Raw genomic sequence first — 18,225 nt, forward strand, 5'->3', positions numbered from 1 at the left:
GAATGCTCCTAGGCGGCAATGTCGAACGCGGCGCGCAACAGGCGGGCCGTGTATTCGGTTTGAGGATTGGAAAGAACTTCGGCGACGGGGCCTTGCTCAATGATCTTGCCATGCTGCATGACCAGGACGCGGTGGCAGAGGGCCCGCACGACTTTGAGGTCGTGGCTGATGAAGAGATAGGAGAGGCCCTTTTCGTCCTGCAGTTTGCGGAGGAGGTCGATGATCTGGGCCTGCACCGATAGGTCAAGCGCCGAGGTCGGCTCGTCGAGGAGGATGAACTCGGGCTCGAGCGCGATGGCGCGGGCGATGGCGATGCGCTGGCGCTGGCCGCCCGAGAACTCGTGGGGGAAGCGGTTGAGAATGCCATCGGGCATGCCCGCATCCTGCAGCGCCTGGCGCACGCGATCGAGCCGCTCGGCGCCATTGGCGCCGATCTTGTTGACGATCAGCCCTTCCTCGATGATCTGCCGGATCGACATGCGCGGATTGAGGCTGGCGAACGGGTCCTGGAAGACGATCTGCATGCGGCTGCGCAGCGGCCGCATGGCGGTACGGTCCTTGTCGTGGATGGGCTGGCCGTCAAAGTAGATCTCGCCGCCCTGGTTGTTGATGAGCCGGATCAAGGCCTGTCCGAAAGTGGTTTTGCCTGAACCCGATTCTCCAACGATGCCCAGGGTTTCGTGGCGGGCGAGGCGGATGTCGAGGTTGTCGACGGCCTTGAGCTCGAAGAAATCGGGCTTGAAGAAGCCGCCACGCTTGAGCGTGAAGCTGACCTTGACGTCGCGGCCCTCGAGCAGCGTCTGGCGGCCTTCGGCAAGGGGCAGGGCGGTGCCCTTGGGCTCGGAGGCGAGGAGGTGCCGGGTATAGGGGTGCTGCGGATCGGCGAACAGCGCTTCGGTGGTGTTGTGCTCCTGCACCCGGCCGTTCTGCATCACATAGACATAGTCGCTGAACTGGCGGACCACGGTCAGGTCATGGGTGATCAGGATCACCGCCATGCCGTACTTGTCCTTGAGGTCCTTGAGCAGGTTAAGGATCTGCGCCTGCACCGTCACATCAAGGGCGGTCGTGGGCTCATCGGCGATGAGCACCTCGGGCCGGTTGGCGAGCGCCATGGCGATCATCACGCGCTGGCGCTGTCCGCCAGAAAGCTGGTGCGGATAGTTGTTGAGGCGCGCGCGCGGCTCGGGGATCTGCACTTCCTCGAGCAGCTTTTCGGCGCGCTGCATCGCCTCGGCCCGGGATATCCAGTTGTGCAAGTGCAGCACCTCGCACAGCTGCTGGCCGATCGTATAAACCGGATTGAGCGAGCTCATCGGCTCCTGAAAGATCATGGCGACGTCGTTGCCGCGCAGCTTGCGCATGGCGTGCTCGCTCATGGCGACCACATCCTTGCCCGCCAGGGTAATGCGGGTTGCGGGCAGGATGGTCGCCCGCTTGGTCAAGAGCTTCATCAAGGTGCGGGCGGTGACCGATTTGCCCGAGCCGGACTCCCCGACAAGGGCGATGGTTTCGCCCTTGTGGAGCTGGAAGGATACATCCTTGACCGCATGGACGACGCCGCCTTCGACCTTGAAATCGACCCCGATATTGCGCGCATCGAGGATCAGTTCGCGCTCATGGTTGCCATGGTCGTGGCGGGTGAGGGAGACAGGCCCTTGAGTGGTGTTGGTCATGGCTTGGCTCTCAATAGGGGTCGACGGCATCGCGCAGGCCATCGCCCAGCGCGTTGAAGGCAAAAACGGTGATCAGCACGAAGATCACGGGCGACAGGATCCATGGATAGGAGCCGATGACCGAAAATGAGCCGGTGTCCTGCAGCATGAGGCCCCAGGAGATCAGGGGCGGCTTGACCGCAAAGCCGAGGAAGCCAAGGAAGCTTTCGAGCAGCACCACGGTCGGCACCGAAAGGGTCACGGCGACGATGACGTGGCTGAGCACGTTGGGCAGGATATGGCGGGTGATGATCCGCCCGTCGCCGGCGCCGACCGCGATGGCGGCCCGCACATAATCAATCCGCGCGAGGGAGAGCGTCTTGGAGCGCACTTCGCGGCTCAGTTGCGCCCAACCCAGCACGGCCATGACGCCGATGACGAAGGCGATGAACACATTGGACGGGGCGGTAATGGGGATGAGCGAGGTGAGCGCGAGGTAGAGTGGCAGCTGGGGGAAGGCGAGGACGAACTCGACGAACTTTTGCGTCCAGCTATCAAACCTCCCGCCAAGATAGCCCGAGGTGATGCCGACCAGCGTGCCGATCACCGTCGTCAGGGCAGTGACGACAAGAGCGATGGTGAGCGAAATGCGCGAGCCGACAATGCCGCGCGAGAGGATGTCGCGGCCGAACTTGTCGGTGCCGAGCAGGTGGACGGTCCGCGTTGGATCGGTGGCGCCAAAGAAGTGGATATCGGCGGGGATGACCCAAAGCAGATGGTAGGGATAGCCCTTGACGAAAAAGCCGAGCTCGATGGGATTGTCGTAGTCGGGCCCGATGATGGGCTGGAAGGTGATGGGGTCGAGCTCTTCGCCTTCGCTCAGCTGATAAACGACCGGTAGCAGCGAGAAGCTGCCATCGGCACGCATGAAGCTGAGCGTATCGGGCGGGGCGAAACCGATATTGGCCTGCTTTGGATCGAGCGGCGCGAAGAAGTCGGCAAATACCGCCACCAGCAGCAGCAGCACGACGAGGACCAGCCCGATCATGCCCATGACCGAACGGCGGAAGCGCCGCCATACGAGGCTGCGATAGCTCTCGCTCTCGGCGTAACGCTGGGGGATCGCGCCGGCGTCGGCAACAGCTTCGGTGGCGGGGGTTGGCGCGGCGGTGCCGGGCTGGGCGGGCAGGGGGATGGATTGGGCCACGAGTTCGCGTTCCATCAGGCGCCTCCCAGCCGGATGCGCGGATCAAGCAGGGCCAGCAGCATGTCGGAGATGATGTTGCCAATGATCAGCGTGGTGGCGAGCACCAGCATGAAGGTGGCGGTGACCCAGACATCGCCCACCGCCATCGAGCCGGTGATGGCGGGGCCGACGGTCGCGAGCCCGAAGACTATGGCAACTTCGATCTCGCCGGTCAGCATATAGGGCAGCACCACTCCCTGATAGGCAACGAGGGGATGAAGAGCATTGGGAACGGCATGCTTCATCACCACGGCGCCGTGGCTGAGGCCCTTTGCGCGTGCGGTTTCCACATATTGGGCGTTGAGCACGTCCAAGAGATTGGCCCGCATTACTCGCATATTGTAGGCGAGGCCGCCAAAAGTCGCGATCGCGATCACCGGCCAGACATGCTTGATCAAGTCGACGAACTTGTCCCAGCTCCAGGGTGCACCGCCATAACGCGGCGAGAAGAAGTTGCCGACATCCTGCACGCCCATGCGGAAGACGAGGATGTAGAGAATGATGATCGCCAGCAGGAAACGCGGGATCGTCATGCCGAGAAACGAGATGAAGCCGAAAAGGGTGTCGATCCAGGAATACTGACGGGTGGCGGCCACGATGCCGAGGCTGATGCCGATGACCGATGCGAGGACGTGGCAGGTCAGGGCGAGGAGGATGGTGGCGGGCAGGCGCTCGGCAACAACCGCGCCCACGGGCTTGTTGAAGTAGAGCGAATGGCCGAAATCGAAACGGGTCAGGATGCCGTAGAGCCAGCGGAAATACTGGATGTGGAGGGGGTCGTTCAGGCCATTGGCGGCCCGATAGGCTTCGGCCTGGGCATTGGCGGCCTCAAAGGATGCCCCACCCTGATTCATGGCCATGGAGCGGATATAATCACCATAGTCGCCGGGCGGGGCCTGGATGATGGCGAAAGTCACGATGCTCAAGAGGAGCAGGATCGGGATGGCCGACAGGATGCGCGACAAGAGGAAACGGATCATCTGGGCCGCCTTTATTCTTTAGTCCGGGGATGGCGAGGGGCCCGGGCCCCTCGCCTATGCGACCAGCTTAGTTGCTGGTGATGGGGCCGTTGCCCTGGCCAGGTGCACCCGGGAGCGTGTCGGGATGCAACTGGGCGTCCGACTGCCGGTCGGCCGGCACATAGAGACGCTCGCGGATCAGCCCGTCCTCGGCCCAGTTGAACTGGAGGATGGGGGTGCCCGCCGGCACATTGGCAAAGCGCTTGTTGATGATCAGCGCACCTGGATATTGGGTCAGGCCGATGCCAAACACGTTCTCGGTGTAAAGGCGCTGATAGGTCTTCATCAGCTCGATGCGCTCGGCCGGATCTGCCGTCTCGACAAAGGCGTTGATGGTGTCGACCATCTCCTGCTCGAACGGCAGGAGGTCGAGCGTTCCGTCAGGCCCGGCGCGGTGACCGGTGCTGATCTGGGGGCCCGTCGGCGCCAGATCCTGGGTGTTCTGCACCACGGTGATCAGCTCGGACTCGTTGCGGCGCAGGGTCCAGTCGAACTTGCCCGCCGGCTCATTGGCGTCGCGCTGATTGCCGGCCTGGGCCATCGAGATGACCCGCAGCCCCAGCCGTTCCATCTGGGCAATGACGCCTTCGGACAGGCTCTTGTCGGTCTGGTAATCGACTGTGGACAGGAGCGTGATCTCGACATCAGCTCCTCCCTGCACATCGGCGGGAAAATTGACGAATCCATTGCCGTCGGAATCGACAAGGCCGACCTTTTCCAGCAGTGCCTTGGCGTCCTCCAGCGAGTACGGGTAGTAGACGGTCGAATCCTTATCGTAATAGCTGGTCGGCGCCATCAGGCCGCCTGGGTAAGGCGAAGTGAAGGGGCCCTTGACCAGCGCTTCGCCCAACGCCGAGCGATCCAGCGCATAGGTGACGGCCTTGCGGAAGTCGAGATTGCGATTGAGCTCGCGCACGGCCTGGCTGCGGGCATCTGGTTCGCCCCAGCCATTGCCCGAGAGGTTGGGATAAATCGAATAGGAGATGGTGCGGGCACCGAAAGCTAGGCGGGCGGGCGCGGTTTCCTCGGCGGAGCGGCGCAGCGCTTCCACAAAGCTTTCGGGCTGCTCGAGATTGGAAAGGTCGCCCGAACCGGCCACGGCCTGAACGTCGCGATCGGCCCAGGTGGACAGGCGATACTGCATCTCATCGAGATAGGGCAGCTGATTGCCGTTCTCGTCGACCTTCCAGTAGTAAGGGTTGCGGCGCAGGACGATGATGTCGTCCGCGCGATATTCCACCGGCACCCAGCCGCCCATGGTGGGCATGTTGAGATATTCGGGCGGGAAGGCGTTCTCGAACTCGTTATAGGTGGCGCCGTCCTTGTAGGCGGGGTGTTCGGCCTTCAGAATGTGACTCGGGCCGGGGCAGAAATTGCCGTAAGCCATGGAGTAGAGATATTGCGTGGGGCGCTCGGCCTTGAAGGTCCATTTGACCGTGTAGTCGTCCACTTTCTCCAGTGTGGTGCCGACGCCAAAGGTTTCGGGCGAAGCGCCGTTGAGCGGGGTAACCTGGGGGTCCGCCAAAACGTCGTTCCAGTAGAACATGATGTCTTCGGCATCGAAGGGGTCGCCGTCGGACCATTTCGCCCCTTCGATAAGGTGCATGGTCAACTCATGCCCGTCTTCGGACCATTCCCAGCTTTTCGCGAGGTTCGGCAAGGGCTCGAGTTCTTCAGCCCGGACCTGGAACAGCGGGCCGGTCCGGGTGAGGCATTCCGACAGAGCGATATCAATGCCGCCCCAGCCCTGCGTCTGGCCGGCGCTGTAGTTCCAGCCCTCGGGCCGGCCGCCCACGACATGGCGGATCACATCGCCATAGACCCCTACACCATCGGGCATGTTGGCGGTTTTGTAGACCAGCGGCTCCTTGGGCAGACGCTCGGCCACCGGCGGCAGCTTGCCGGCGTCTACGAAGTCCTTGACGAAGTCGGGCTCATGGTATTCGGGCAAGGCCCGGAATTCGAGAATGTCCTTGATGCCGACAAAGGTGGGGACCTGCTGAGCATCGAACTTTGGTGGCTCGGGCGGCGTTGTGGGTGCAACAGTTTGAGCCTGCGCTGCCAGCACCGAAACGCCCAGCAGCAATCCTGCCCCGCCAAGGGCCCTTGCGTGTGTTCTCATCGAAACCTCCCAGAGCAGTAGGTCGGCTTTGATTGCCGAAGCCGGACACTCCCTTCCGGTTTAAATCCTACCCTCGGGCTGAAATGGTACGCCTTGCCAGCGTCCATGCAATCCGGAATGATAGAGACCTATTCCGGGTTTCTAAGATATCCATGGATAAGATGGCTGAGGTAGACGGGATCGGAACTGTGGTGGCGCGCGAACGCGCGCCGCGTCCGACGCCTCGGCCGGATCGAAATTTCTACTCCTCTGGCAAGGCCTTTGGCCGCTTCGGCATCCGCTCGTTCGCCCCGCAGCTGATGGCGCAGCCGCATAGCCACGGGCATATCGAGCTTAACTGGCTGACCAACGGCACCATGGAGTACCAGTTCGATGGCGGGCCCGTGACCTTGGGTGCGGGACGACTGGCAGCGTTCTGGGCGGGTATTCCCCACCGCACGATTGGCTTGAGTGCAGCCGCGTTCAGAGGGCGGCAGCTCAACATCTACCTGCCAATGGATACTTTCCTGGAAATGCCGCAACTCGGGCGTTTGACGGAAACCTTGATGGGAGGCGGTGTCATTCAGCTGCTGCCCGATTGCATCGGGCTCGAAACCCTTGAGCGCTGGCACCAGGATTATCGGAGCGGCAACGCGCTGCGCAGCGATATTGTGCGCTCGGAAATCGGCACCATGTTCCGCCGCGCCGCGATCACGGGTTGGGAAACGCTGCTGCCAGCCTGGGTCGAGGCATCAGGCACCCGGACGCGAACCGGCTCGCCGGTGCGCTATGTGGTCCGCATGGTGCGCCATATCGTTGAAAATATCACCGATCCGCTCAGCGCCGAAGACATTGCCGAGGTGGTAGGGCTGCACCCGAACTATGCGACCAATCTCTTCAGCAAGGTTATGCACATCTCGGTGCAGAAATTTGTCGTCCGCATGCGCCTGATCCGCGCCCGTTCGCTGTTGTTCGCGGGCAGTCTATCGGTGGCCAATGTCGCCTTTCAATCCGGCTTCAGCAGCCAAACTCAGTTTTATGAGCATTTCCGCAAGGCCTATGGCATGACACCAAGTCAGTTGCGCCGGCACACTATCGCGGGCTGAACGAGGAGGGCGGCCGCAAGCAGCCGCCCCGAAGCGTTCATTATTGCAGCGAGGCGGTGAAGTGATCGATGCCGGCCTGGGCGACTTCGGTGTCCTGCGCCGGGGTGCCGGAGCTCACGCCGATGCCACCGACAACCGCGCCATCGACGAGGATGGGCAGGCCACCGCCGACCACCATCAGGCGGCCACCGATAGCTGAACCGATGCCATAGGCGGGAGCGCCCGGTTGGCTGGCCGCGCCATATTCGTGCGTCGCCTTCTTGGCCGCCGAGGCGGTGAAGGATTTGTCGATGGCAATGGTGATGCTGGTGATCTTGCCGCCATCCATCCGCTCAAAGGCGATCAGATTGCCGCTTTCATCGGTTACGGCAATGCACATCGGCACGCCAATCGATTCAGCCTTGGCGCGGGCGCCCGCGATGATGGTGTGGGCGTCGGTGATATCGAGGCGGGTGATGGTCAGCATGGCGGTTCCAGTGTGGGGTTCACAAGCGGCTGTGGCCTAGCACGCCGGTGTTGCGCGCGCACCCGTGTAGCGCGAGAGAGCCGGCGGCGTGTCGATGTTTCCCCCAAACTTATCCGATATCCTCTGCCCACCGTTCGTTGCGACGGCGCAGCTTGTGCGGGAGCAGGGGGGATTGTGCCTGAGGTTTTCGGGGCGGGGAGAAATAAGGGGCCGGCCTGCCGAGCCGGTTGGCACCATTCCCAACCGGTGCACGAATGGAAGCGGAAACCATGGTTGGACAAACTTGCGCCGATTTCGGCTTCGTTTCCGACCGCCGCGCGTAAACCTTAGGGTCTCACCCGTTTGCCGAGCTTGGACCTGGGCTGAAGGCGGCACCTCGACCAACCCAGTTGGAGGATAGGAATCGTGGACCTTCTCAATCAACTGTTCAGTCTCATCGAAGAGTTCACCTGGGGGTGGTCGCTGATCCCCATCCTCATCATCTTTGGCGGCTTCATCACGGCCATGAGCGGGTTCGTCCAGATCGAGTATTTCGGGCGCATGTTCCGCGTGCTGTCGTCCAAGAACCAGAGCGGGGATCCCAATGCGATCAGTGCGCGGGAAGCCCTGCTGGTTTCGGTGGGCGGCCGGGTCGGCGGCGGCAATATTGCCGGGGTGGCGGTGGCGATCACACTGGGCGGCCCGGGGGCCGTATTCTGGATGTGGGCCGTGGCCCTGCTGGGAATGGCGACGAGTCTCGTCGAATCCTCACTGGCGCAGCTCTATAAGCGCGCCAATGGCGATGGCACCTATCGGGGCGGCCCGGCCGCTTACATCATTCATGGGCTGGGGGCGCAGTACCGGTGGTTGGCAGTGGTGTATGCCGTTTGCCTCCTGGCGGCGTTTGGGCTGGGGTTCAATGCATTCCAGGGCAATACCTTTGCCGGCGCGGCCAATGACAGCCTTGGCATCGACCGGATCTGGACCGGCGCCTTCCTCGCCGTGGTGACCGGGCTTATCGTTTATGGCGGCATTCGCCGCATCGCCAAGGTCGCCGATGTGATCATCCCGATCATGGCCGTTGCCTATATCGGGATGGCCCTATTGGTGATCGCCCTCAACATCACGGCGCTGCCGGGGGTGCTGTGGTCGATCTTTGCCAATGCCTTCGGCTTGGAGGAGGTTGTGGGTGGTGGGGTCGGCGCGGCGCTGGCGCAGGGGCTGCGACGGGGCTTGTTTTCCAACGAGGCGGGCCTCGGTTCGGCGCCCAATGTCGCGGCAACCGCGGATGTCAGGCACCCGATCAGCCAGGGGATCACGCAGTCCTTTTCGGTGTTCATCGACACCATCATCGTTTGTTCCTGCACCGCCTTCATCATTCTGCTGAGCCCGGTTTATGTGCCCGGCGTCGAGGGAGTGGACGGGGTGGTGCTGACGCAGCAGTCGCTCGTCAGCCAGTTGGGTGGATGGTCGCAATATCTGCTGACCTTTGCGATCCTGCTGTTTGCGTTCAGCTCGATCATCTACAATTACTATCTAGGCGAAACCGCGCTCAAGGTGATCACGGGGAACGATGCGGCACTGCACGCTCTTCGGGTTGGCATTGTCCTTGTCGTGTTTTTGGGCGCCTCGGCACCGGCAGCCACGGCCGTGTTCTTTTTCTCGGACCCGTTGATGGGGGTCCTCGCTTTGGTCAATCTCATGGCAATCATGATGCTGTTCCCGGTGGCGCTGCGCATTCTCAACGACTTCCGCGCCCAGCTAAAGCAAGGGGTCGAGCGCCCAGTATTCCGGCCCGAAGATTTCAGCGATCTCGATATCGACCCCACGGCCTGGCCCTATGCCAAAGAGGAATCGCAGGGCAGGGCGCAGCCGGTGGGCAACCCGCCTGCCTTGGGGGCCTAGGGGCGAAATTGGCATTGTTGCTGGAGGGCGCCGCAGCGGCTTCAAGGGTGGGGCGCGTGGTCGCGGTGCCGGATTCGTGTACCTGCGCGGGAACCCTTAACGCTGTTTCATTGCTTATCTTATGAATTGATAGGCATAGTGCATCCGAGCGCGAAACCATGCGTTTGCATGCGTTCCTTTGAGAGATGATCTGGACGATGAAAAAATACGTAGTGACCGCAGCCTTGGCCGCTTTGTTGCAAATTGGCTCCATGCTCGCGCCGGCCAGCGCGGCCGAATCCAACATGGCATTGCTTGCATCCTACACGGGTGACTGGCGCGGCAACGGTGCTTTGGTTGGCGGGGACGAGCCCGAGGCGCTGCGCTGCCGGCTGAACATCACCAGAGGCAATGCCGGCAAGATCAACTATTCGGGCCGCTGCAATCTGGCGCGCTCAACCCTGTCGGTGAGTGGCACCATCGCCTATAACGGGCAGGCCGACCGCTACGAAGCGGCGATGAGCTCCAATGCCGGCTTTACCGGCACGGCTGTTGGCCAGCAGCGGGGCAGCGACATCACCTTCAACCTGCGTGAGCAGCAGAAGGATCGCGGCGGCAGCGACGTGCGAATCGGCGCTACGATCATCTTGAAGAATGATCAGGTGCGGGTGGACTTCGAGGTCGAATTCAACAATTCGGGCGAGGTGCTTACCGCCCAGGTCCCCTTCAACCGCTAGTTCAAGACAGACAGGTGACGCGACGCTGCGGCTCTGTTCCTCGGAACAGATCCGTGGCAGTCTGGCCTGGCCTCGTGATGGCCAGAGTTGGATTGAATCAATGAATGAGATGGGGAGCAATGCCCTGGCCCGACAGCACCAAAACGTCATCGAGGGGCATGACGTTGGTTACACGCTCAATGTCGCATCCCGGCCGCTCAACATTTTGCACGATGTCAACCTGGTGGTCCGGCCCGCCGAAGTGGTCGCCATCGTCGGCGCGTCAGGCAGCGGCAAGACTTCGCTACTGATGCTGCTGGCGGGGCTGGACCGGGCAACTTCAGGCAAGATCCTGGTGCGCGGCACCGACCTTGGCACGATGGGCGAGGACGAGCTTGCCCGGTTCCGCAGGGGCTCCCTTGGTATCGTATTCCAGAGCTTCCATCTTATTCCATCGCTGACCGCGATCGAGAATGTCGGACTCGCGCTCGAAATCGCCGCGCCTGAACTGGCCCTGCCAGAGGTGCGCCGTCGCGCCGCTGAGGCGCTTGAAGCGGTTGGCTTGGGCGGGCGGGCGGATCATCGGCCGTCCGCACTTTCGGGGGGCGAACAGCAGCGCGTTGGCCTTGCTCGCGCGATGATCGCCAAGCCGCCCCTGTTGCTGGCCGATGAGCCCACTGGCAATCTTGACGAAAAGACCGGCGAAGTGGTGATCGAGCTGATGTTCGGCCTTGCCCGGAAGAATCAGACCGCCGTGGTGCTGGTCACCCATGATCCCAAGCTCGCGGCGCGCGCCGACCGGGTGCTGACCATGAGCCAGGGCCACCTTACCGAAACCACGGCAGCTCGATGAGCTCTTTGTTGCGAGCCATCCGGGTTGGGTTGCTGGATATGCGCGGCGACCTCCGCCGCTTTGTGCTGCTGGTCGCGTGCCTTGCTATCGGTACCGCGCTGATTGGCGGGGTTGGCTCGATCGGCGCCAGCATCACCGAGGCCATGGACCGCAGCGCCGCCGAACTGATGGGCGGTGATCTGGAGTTGTCGCGGGCCGATCGCCCTGCAACGCCCGAGGAACTTGACGCGATGCGCCAGTTTGGCCGGATTGCGCCGATCGTGGACACCAATCTGCGCGCCAAGGGGGCTGAAGCGGACGCCTTTGTCGACCTGGTGGCGGCTGGCGAGGGGTATCCGCTGGTGGGGCATGTGGTCAGCCCTGAATTGGGGAATGCCGCCGCCAACGAATTTTTGAGCGAGCAGGAAGGTGCGTTCGGCGCGCTGGTTGACGCGGTGATGCTGGACCAATTGGGGATCGGCGTCGGTGATCGCTTCCAGCTCGGGGGCACCGAGTTCGAGGCGCGCGGCACCTTGTCGAGGTTGCCCGATGCGGCGGTGCGCGGCTTCAAGCTGGGTCTGACGACGCTGATTTCAACCGATGCTTTTGCCACCGTATCGGATCGGACCTCGCCGCTGCCGGGTTTGGGCGTATGGTATCGCTACAAGCTGCTGCTCGAGGAAGGTGACGCCGAAGCGGTGCAGGGGGAGATCGCTACGGCACTGGCTGATACCGGCTGGACCATTCGTACGGCGCGCGACGGGCTGGGCGACATGGTGCGCTATTACGACCAGTTCATGCGCTTCCTGATGATTGTCGGGTTGGGCTCGCTGCTGATCGGGGGCGTCAGCGTCTGGACCAGCATGCAGGCTTATATCGCCGAGCGCACCCAGGTGATTGCAGTGCTGCGCAGTATTGGTGCGACGCATAACCGGGTGTTGGTGCACTTCCTGTCCCAAGTGGGCGCGCTGGCGCTGGTTGGCGTGGTGGCTGGCATCGCCATTGGCGGCGGTGTTGCTTATTTCGTGCTGCCTTATGTGGGCGAAGCCATGGGTATCGGCCTGCGGCCCAGCATCAATCCGCAACCGCTGCTGGTTGCAGCTGCGGCAGGGATCTTGACCGCCTTCGCGTTTTCCTACCAGCCGCTGCAGCGCACGCAGGCGATCCGGCCCATCCTGCTGTTCCGCGCCAAGGGGCTGGACGTTGGCAGCGCCAAGTGGACCGATCTGTTGCGCATGCCGCAGGGCCTGCCGATGATCATCGCCGGTATTGGCCTCTTCTGGCTGGCTTATCTGATCACCGGCGATGCACTGCTGGTCGCGGCCTTCGCCGTGGCGAGTGCGCTCTCGGTGGTGCTGTTCCAGCTCTTTGTCCGCGCGGTACGAGCGACGATTGCCGGGCTGCCCGAAATGCCAGGGCAGGTGCTGCGCCATGCCGTGCGGTCCATTGCAGTGTCGCAAACGGCGGCCGCCTCCATCGTGACCGCGGTAGGCATGACGCTGACGATGCTGATCATTGTGCTCGTGCTGCAGGGCAATCTGCGCCAGGAGTTCCTCGGCGCTTCGGCCTTTGATGTCCCCACGCTGGTGGCCTCAGACCTGTTCCCTGACGAGATGGAAGATCTCGAGGCCATGCGGGCAACCACGGCTGGGATCGAAGCTGTCGTGGCGACCCCCATGCTCCGCGGCGCGCTGGCCGAGGTGGCTGGTGAGCCCGTGGACACGCTGCGGCCGCGCGGCCCCGAAGCCACGTTCCTGCTGTCGGGCGAAGTGCCCCTGACCTATCGAGATGCCTTGCCGACCTCCTCGGTGGTGACGACGGGCGAGTGGTGGCCGGCGAACTATGAAGGGCCCGGCCTGGTTTCGCTGCACCGGAGCCTGCGGGAGGGCCTTGGTGTCGATGTTGGTGACGAGTTGACCTTCAGCATTTTCGGCGAGCCGATCACGGTTACGGTCGCGAGCTTCCGCGATTATTCCTGGCAGGGCGGCATCGACTTTCTCGCGACCTTCTCGCCCGGCGTGCTGGAGGAATATCCAACGACGCTGTTTGCCGCGGTGACAGCGGCGCCCGGCGCCGAGGAGCCAGTAGAGCGCGCGCTTGCCAGCACCTTGCCGGACGTGAACTTCATCCCTGTGGGTGAAACGCTTAAGCAGGTCACGGACGCGCTGCAGCAACTTTCCTTCGCCGCCTTGCTCGTGGGTGGATTGGCGGTCGGTAATGGGTTGTTGGTGGTGCTGGGCAGCATTGCGACCGGCCTCAAGCAGCGGGAGGCTGATGCCGTGATCAACAAGATGCTGGGCAAGGCGCGGCCAACCATCCTGACCACGGCGCTGGTGCAGTATCTTGTGCTCGGGCTGCTGGCGGCGATCCCCGCAATGGTGGTGGGACTTGGCCTGGGCTGGCTCGTCAGCCGGCTGTTGACTGATGTGGAATTTACCGCCGAGGCGGCCACGCTGTTCAGTGTCGTGATCGCCAGCATTGCGCTTACCGGCGCATTGGGGGCCGCGACCTTGCTGCGCGCCACCACGGCTGCACCGGCCCGGCTGCTGCGCGAGTTGTAGCCGGCGTCGCCCTTGGGGCGGGACCTACTCGACCTTCTGATGGGCTTTTCTAGTTAGCCGGTTTTCCCGGCGCCTCAACGTCGGCATGGAGGGGCGCGACCACCGGGGTAGTCTGGGGGATGGGTCGGAATATGGCCTGGTCGCTGGCTTGGGGGGACGGTCGGATCCGGGTGCGCCAGATGCCAAAGCCGCCAGCTGCGAGACCCATGGCAGCAGAAAAGATGAAGAGCCCATCGGGTCCGAACAGCGACATGCTGAACGATGCGATCAGTGGGCCCAGGATCGAGCCCACGGAATTGAGGAGGATCAGCCCGCCACTGGCCGCGACGAGGTCGGCCCTCGCCACGTGATCATTGGCGTGGGCGAGGCAGAGCGGATAGATGCTGAAGGAAATGCCGCCAAACAACAGGGTAGAGAGCAGGAACATCCAGCTGCCATAGCCGGAGGTGAGCATAGCAATGCTCAAGAGCGCCAGGGCCCCGCATACACCGATGATGATGGTGCGTCGGTCGAAGGCGTCGGAGAGTTTGCCGAGGGGAAATTGCAACAGCACGCCCCCGGCGATCAGCACGGTCATGAAGGTTGCCGTCCCCGTCATGCCGAGGCCCGTCGCGGCCGCATAGACGGGCGCGAGGCCATAGATGGCCCCGATCACCCCGCCGCTAAGGAACACGCCAACCAACCCCAATGGAGAGGCTTGGTAGAGGGCGCGCAGGCTGAAGGAGCTGACATCAGGCAGCGACGGTGGCGCCGAGCGGGTCAGGCAGACCGGCACCAGCGACAGCGAAAGCAGGATCGAGATGATCATGAACAGCAGCGGGCTGCCGGCCGCATTGAGGTTCAGCAGTTGCTGGCCTGCAGCCATCGCCGCGTAGAGCGTGACCATGTAGGACGACACGATCAGGCCGCGCGTCTTGTTGCTGGCTTCGGCATTGAGCCAACTCTCGATGCACATATAGATGCCGGCAAGGCACACGCCTTCGGCAAAGCGCAAGGCCGCCCACAGGATGAGATTGTCCGACAGGGCATGGCCGAGCGAGGCGGCGGAATAGACCGAGGCGAATGCCGCGAAGGCGCGGATATGGCCCGCCTGCTTGATGAAACGGAAGCACTGCAGCGAGCCAAAGGTCAGGCCGGCAAAGAACGCGGCCGTCACGGCGCCCACGGCGAGCGAGCTTGCCCCGGTATTGGTCATGCGCAGGCCAATCAGGGTGCTGAGCGCCCCATTGCCCAGCATGAGGATGGCGACGCTGGCCAGCACCGGCAGGATTGGGCGAATGGATCGCAGCATGTGTTTCTCCGGCCCTTGTGCTAATGTTAAAACCCGGAACCGCAGAAGCGGTCCCAAGCCAGACCGGCTCGCGACCAGTTGGTTGATGCCGTGCGGCCTCCCCGAGTAAGCGGAACCAGGTGAGGATTATTCGCAATCCAGCCGGCATCCTGCTGTTCGATGCCTTGGTGCTGCCGGCACCATTGTTTCACCGCAGGGAGCGCGATAGCAGCGATTTCCAGCAGCTTTGCGGCAGCGAGGTTTTCGGCAAGGAAGCTGCTATTGGCAACCGGCACAATGCGGTTGACCGGGAAACCAGCGGCACCCCCCCGATCGCGATCACGGAGGTGATGACGACCCTGGAGGGCGCCAGCATCAGTGTCTGGTTGAGCCGCGCCGTGACGGTACGCAGTGCGAGGGCGGCTGGACCTCGATCGGCATCTGCCAGGGGGTGGAGCCAAAGGCCTAGCAGGCCCCATCGGCTGCTGGATGCGCCTGAAGCCGCACCGGCCTTGGGCCGTGCGGGTATGGGCAGGCGGGCATCGCAGCAAGAACTGCGACATGGGGCGAAGTTCGCCTCGGTGCCGGTCGTCCGGCAAAAGGGTAGAAGGTGAAGCAAGCTTCGCCCCATGCTCCATCGGAGACTCTTCGGTGAGGACCGTCCGTGGCTAGACCCGTGCCAAACGCCAGAAGCCCAGGGGCTTCATTGGACCGGGGGATGAAATCGGTCCCGGATCATCCTCGTCCCGAAGGAATTTGGGCGACCCCAAACCCATCCGATATTCCCGCACCGACCGTTCGTCGCGACCGCGCAGCTTGCCCGGGAACAGGGTGATCATGCCCCAGGTTTCGGGGGCGGGGATAAGTTTGTGGGTGGGGGCGCGCCGTGGGACCGGTGTTGGCCGCCCTCGTGGTTCGAGGCTGCGCTGCGCACCTCACCATGAAGGCTCCGGATGGATCTGGTCGGTTGCGGGACCTCGATGAGCCCTCATCCTGAGGTGCCGCGCAGCAGCCTCGAAGGGCGAGGGAGGCAATCACTGCTCCCTGCGGCTGGCCAGAGCAGGCAGTGCCTCATAATCATACCTGATCAGCGCTTCCTTCTTGCGCCGGCTCCAGCCCTTGATCTGCCGCTCGCGCTCGATGGCATCGACGATCCGCTCATAGGTTTCGGTGAACACCAGTTCCACGGGGCGGCGGCTTTTGGTGTAGCCTTCAGTGAGCCCCTCATTGTGTTCCCAAACCCGCTGTTCGACCGGCTTTTTGGTGAGGCCGGTGTAAAAGGAGCCATCCGAGCAGCGCAGCAGGTAAACGGTGACTTCCATGATGCCCTCCGGAGCCTGATGCCGGGGCGGAAACGGGGTGGGTGCAAGGGGCTTGCGCGGCCATTACCAAGGCGTGTTGGGAGCCCTCATCCTGAGGTGCCGCGCAGCGGCCTCGAAGGACGGGGGCGGCTTGCTGAAATCGCGGTGGGTGCTATGGACGGCATCGGGGCTGCGCACCCGTGGTTCGAGGCTGCGCTGCGCTTCGCGCCTCACCATGAGGGCTAGGGGGCGGTAATGCTGGGTGGGAGATCGGTTCTGGGGGCGTCGGTTTTCCCCGCCCTTGCGGCAGCCCTCATCCTGAGGTGCCGCGTAGCGGCCTCGAGGGACAGGGCGGCTGCAGGGTGAACCTGCAGTTTGGATTCCAACTCAGATTGCCTCCACGCGAGCCGCACAGGTGGTTGCGCGGATCAAAGGTCTAGGTTGCCGCCTCGGCCTTTTTGATTCTTAGGAAATGAGTCTCGTTTTGTTCTCCTTACGAGATTGGCCCGACCGGAGGAGGTCGGGCCAATCAATTGGTGAATGTCGCAAAGTTCTGCCCTAGGGTCCTGGCATCCCTTTGAATTTTGATCGCTTTCTGCACCGCAGAAATCTGTCGCACAAAGTTCTGGTCCGGAGTCGCGCAAAGTTCTGCCCTCGGATCCGATGTTGAGGGGGCAGATACCACCCCACCTATCCTAGATGCTCACGCCCGAAGGCACTCACGTTGGTGGCTCGGTTCAAAAGGTGCTCGACAAGTGGTCGGCGCTCGCTGAAGTCACCGGCGCTTCACGCTATGTTGGCCAGATCGAAATTGGGGGCCAGCCCTTTGGCATGGTCACAAAGGGTATTGAACTGCTTGCGACAAAGGTGGCCGAACAGCTGAGATAATGGCGAGAAAAGCGGTGTCCAGTTTCCGCGACTGCGCACCGCCAGCAGCCAGTCCGCTTTCCCAGCAAGAAGCCGTTCCGGGGCGCCGAACCAGAACAGCCGCTTTCAGAGCTTGATCGGACTGGCTGAACGGCGGCAACGGGCCGGTTAGGCGTCTCCGTCAGCGACCGCCGACCGACAACTCCTTGCGAACGTTGGAGTCCCCGTCCAGAAACTCTGGCTCGGCTTTGGCCCCAACAGCGTCGAAGTAGCGGCTTACGAAGTTCCGGAACGAGGCGGCCAGGGCGATGTCGGCGATGTTGAGGTCGCTCAGACCGACGGCGCGCAGCGCGTCAATATTGCTTTGGGTTATGTGCGAAGCATTGATCGTGATCTGCTCGGCATAGGCCAGCATGGCTACTTGTTGTTCTGTCAGCCCGGCGTTTCGGTAGTCGCGATGCACCGCCAGCGTCTGCTCGCGCCCGATCATCGCCGAGAGCGCTTTGAAATAGACGTGAGAGCAATAGCTCGAAGGCACGTGCTTGGCCGTTATCAAGGTGATAAGGCGGAAGTTGATCAGCCCCAGAGAGAACCCGTCCCGGATCTGGTGCAGCAAATGCTCAACCGGCGGCAGAATGTCAGGTCTGGCTGACAAACATTGGGTGGCCTGCATGACACGTCCAGTTGACGCGACTTCGTTCGCATAGATCGATGCCACTTCGCCCTCGGCCTTGTCCGGCCCCACAGTCCGTATAAACATCGTCTCCTCCTTGGCTAGTGTATGCTGCTGCATTCTCTCGTGGATGAGTTCTCCTGGTACGATGTGGCAAAGGGGTTGTCGAAAGTTGCCTCAGCTGTTCGTTGTAGGATGCCGGCTGCTGACGGCCCGGCTTCGGCTGAGCGCAGGCGGGCAAAGAGGTGAGCAGAAGGGCCGTAGTCGCGATCAGCATGCGGTGCGCTTGATAAAGCTGTCACGCAGAGCGTCGAGTACGAGCCCATCGTTAAAGGCGTCCTCTTGCGGAATCTCCACCTCCAGCCCTGCGCACCGATGTCCTCTACCCCCGGGGGCGTGATGATGGTGCGCGAGGCACAAAGGGCGGCAAGGCTGACGCCGCGGCGCCCGGGAGGCAGAGTAGCCGTGGTTTCCTCTTTCCTTCTGCAGGTTCGTGGCCCACTCGATGCAGCATCTATCGGGATCAGTCCGCGGCGTCGGAATGTCAAT

The 18,225-nt window shown here is 62.7% G+C and carries 14 protein-coding genes; 6 read left to right on the top strand and 8 right to left on the bottom strand.

From position 1 onward, the window contains the following. Positions 1–8: 8 nt before the first annotated feature. The 4 genes from AC3YOG_RS18250 to AC3YOG_RS18265 all read right to left on the bottom strand — a co-directional run bounded on the left by AC3YOG_RS18250 (position 9) and on the right by AC3YOG_RS18265 (position 6,042). On the bottom strand, positions 9–1,676 hold the full coding sequence (locus AC3YOG_RS18250; RefSeq protein WP_127753311.1) for an ABC transporter ATP-binding protein: 1,668 nt from the start codon (positions 1,674–1,676) through the stop codon (positions 9–11). Positions 1,677–1,686: 10 nt separating this feature from the next. Beyond that, complete coding sequence (locus AC3YOG_RS18255; RefSeq protein WP_489936103.1) at positions 1,687–2,877, bottom strand: ABC transporter permease; 1,191 nt, start codon at positions 2,875–2,877, stop codon at positions 1,687–1,689. Continuing rightward, positions 2,877–3,881: an ABC transporter permease gene (locus AC3YOG_RS18260; RefSeq protein WP_489936104.1), complete on the bottom strand. Its 1,005-nt coding sequence runs from the start codon at positions 3,879–3,881 to the stop codon at positions 2,877–2,879. The genes AC3YOG_RS18255 and AC3YOG_RS18260 overlap by 1 nt, the downstream gene beginning before the upstream one ends. A 67-nt stretch (positions 3,882–3,948) precedes the next feature. Beyond that, positions 3,949–6,042: an ABC transporter substrate-binding protein gene (locus AC3YOG_RS18265; protein ID WP_489936105.1), complete on the bottom strand. Its 2,094-nt coding sequence runs from the start codon at positions 6,040–6,042 to the stop codon at positions 3,949–3,951. A 152-nt stretch (positions 6,043–6,194) separates the two neighbouring features. Between AC3YOG_RS18265 and AC3YOG_RS18270 the strand changes: the two genes are divergently transcribed. Next, on the top strand, positions 6,195–7,127 hold the full coding sequence (locus tag AC3YOG_RS18270; RefSeq protein WP_489936106.1) for a helix-turn-helix domain-containing protein: 933 nt from the start codon (positions 6,195–6,197) through the stop codon (positions 7,125–7,127). Positions 7,128–7,167: 40 nt separating this feature from the next. Here AC3YOG_RS18270 and AC3YOG_RS18275 read toward each other — a convergent pair whose 3' ends face one another. Next, positions 7,168–7,593 carry a GlcG/HbpS family heme-binding protein gene (locus AC3YOG_RS18275; protein ID WP_172123466.1) on the bottom strand — a complete coding sequence of 142 codons (426 nt, stop codon included), beginning with the start codon at positions 7,591–7,593 and terminating at the stop codon, positions 7,168–7,170. A gap of 405 nt (positions 7,594–7,998) precedes the next feature. Between AC3YOG_RS18275 and AC3YOG_RS18280 the strand changes: the two genes are divergently transcribed. The 4 genes from AC3YOG_RS18280 to AC3YOG_RS18295 all read left to right on the top strand — a co-directional run bounded on the left by AC3YOG_RS18280 (position 7,999) and on the right by AC3YOG_RS18295 (position 13,565). Then, positions 7,999–9,477, top strand: coding sequence for an alanine/glycine:cation symporter family protein (locus AC3YOG_RS18280; RefSeq protein ID WP_489936107.1), 1,479 nt, complete (start codon positions 7,999–8,001; stop codon positions 9,475–9,477). 197 nt (positions 9,478–9,674) lie between these two features. Further along, positions 9,675–10,193 (top strand): hypothetical protein, encoded by a 519-nt coding sequence (locus AC3YOG_RS18285; protein ID WP_127753304.1) that lies wholly within the window; start codon positions 9,675–9,677, stop codon positions 10,191–10,193. 100 nt (positions 10,194–10,293) lie between these two features. Next, positions 10,294–11,025 carry an ABC transporter ATP-binding protein gene (locus tag AC3YOG_RS18290; protein ID WP_489936108.1) on the top strand — a complete coding sequence of 244 codons (732 nt, stop codon included), beginning with the start codon at positions 10,294–10,296 and terminating at the stop codon, positions 11,023–11,025. Between the two features lie 38 nt (positions 11,026–11,063). Further along, entirely contained in the window at positions 11,064–13,565 is a 2,502-nt protein-coding gene (locus AC3YOG_RS18295; RefSeq protein ID WP_489936109.1) for an ABC transporter permease, read from the top strand. A gap of 49 nt (positions 13,566–13,614) precedes the next feature. Here the strand turns inward: AC3YOG_RS18295 and AC3YOG_RS18300 are convergent, their stop codons facing one another. Further along, the gene (locus AC3YOG_RS18300; protein WP_489936110.1) at positions 13,615–14,856 is read right to left on the bottom strand and encodes an MFS transporter; all 1,242 of its coding nucleotides are present in this window, start codon (positions 14,854–14,856) and stop codon (positions 13,615–13,617) included. A 1,013-nt stretch (positions 14,857–15,869) separates the two neighbouring features. Continuing rightward, complete coding sequence (locus AC3YOG_RS18305; protein ID WP_489936111.1) at positions 15,870–16,157, bottom strand: GIY-YIG nuclease family protein; 288 nt, start codon at positions 16,155–16,157, stop codon at positions 15,870–15,872. Between the two features lie 678 nt (positions 16,158–16,835). Between AC3YOG_RS18305 and AC3YOG_RS18310 the strand changes: the two genes are divergently transcribed. Next, positions 16,836–17,024, top strand: coding sequence for a hypothetical protein (locus AC3YOG_RS18310; protein WP_489936112.1), 189 nt, complete (start codon positions 16,836–16,838; stop codon positions 17,022–17,024). A 160-nt stretch (positions 17,025–17,184) separates the two neighbouring features. On the opposite strand, the gene AC3YOG_RS18315 is transcribed toward AC3YOG_RS18310, so the two are convergent. Then, entirely contained in the window at positions 17,185–17,763 is a 579-nt protein-coding gene (locus AC3YOG_RS18315) for a carboxymuconolactone decarboxylase family protein (protein ID WP_489936113.1), read from the bottom strand. Positions 17,764–18,225 lie beyond the last annotated feature (462 nt).

This window comes from Devosia sp. Z6_126 (assembly GCF_058133495.1).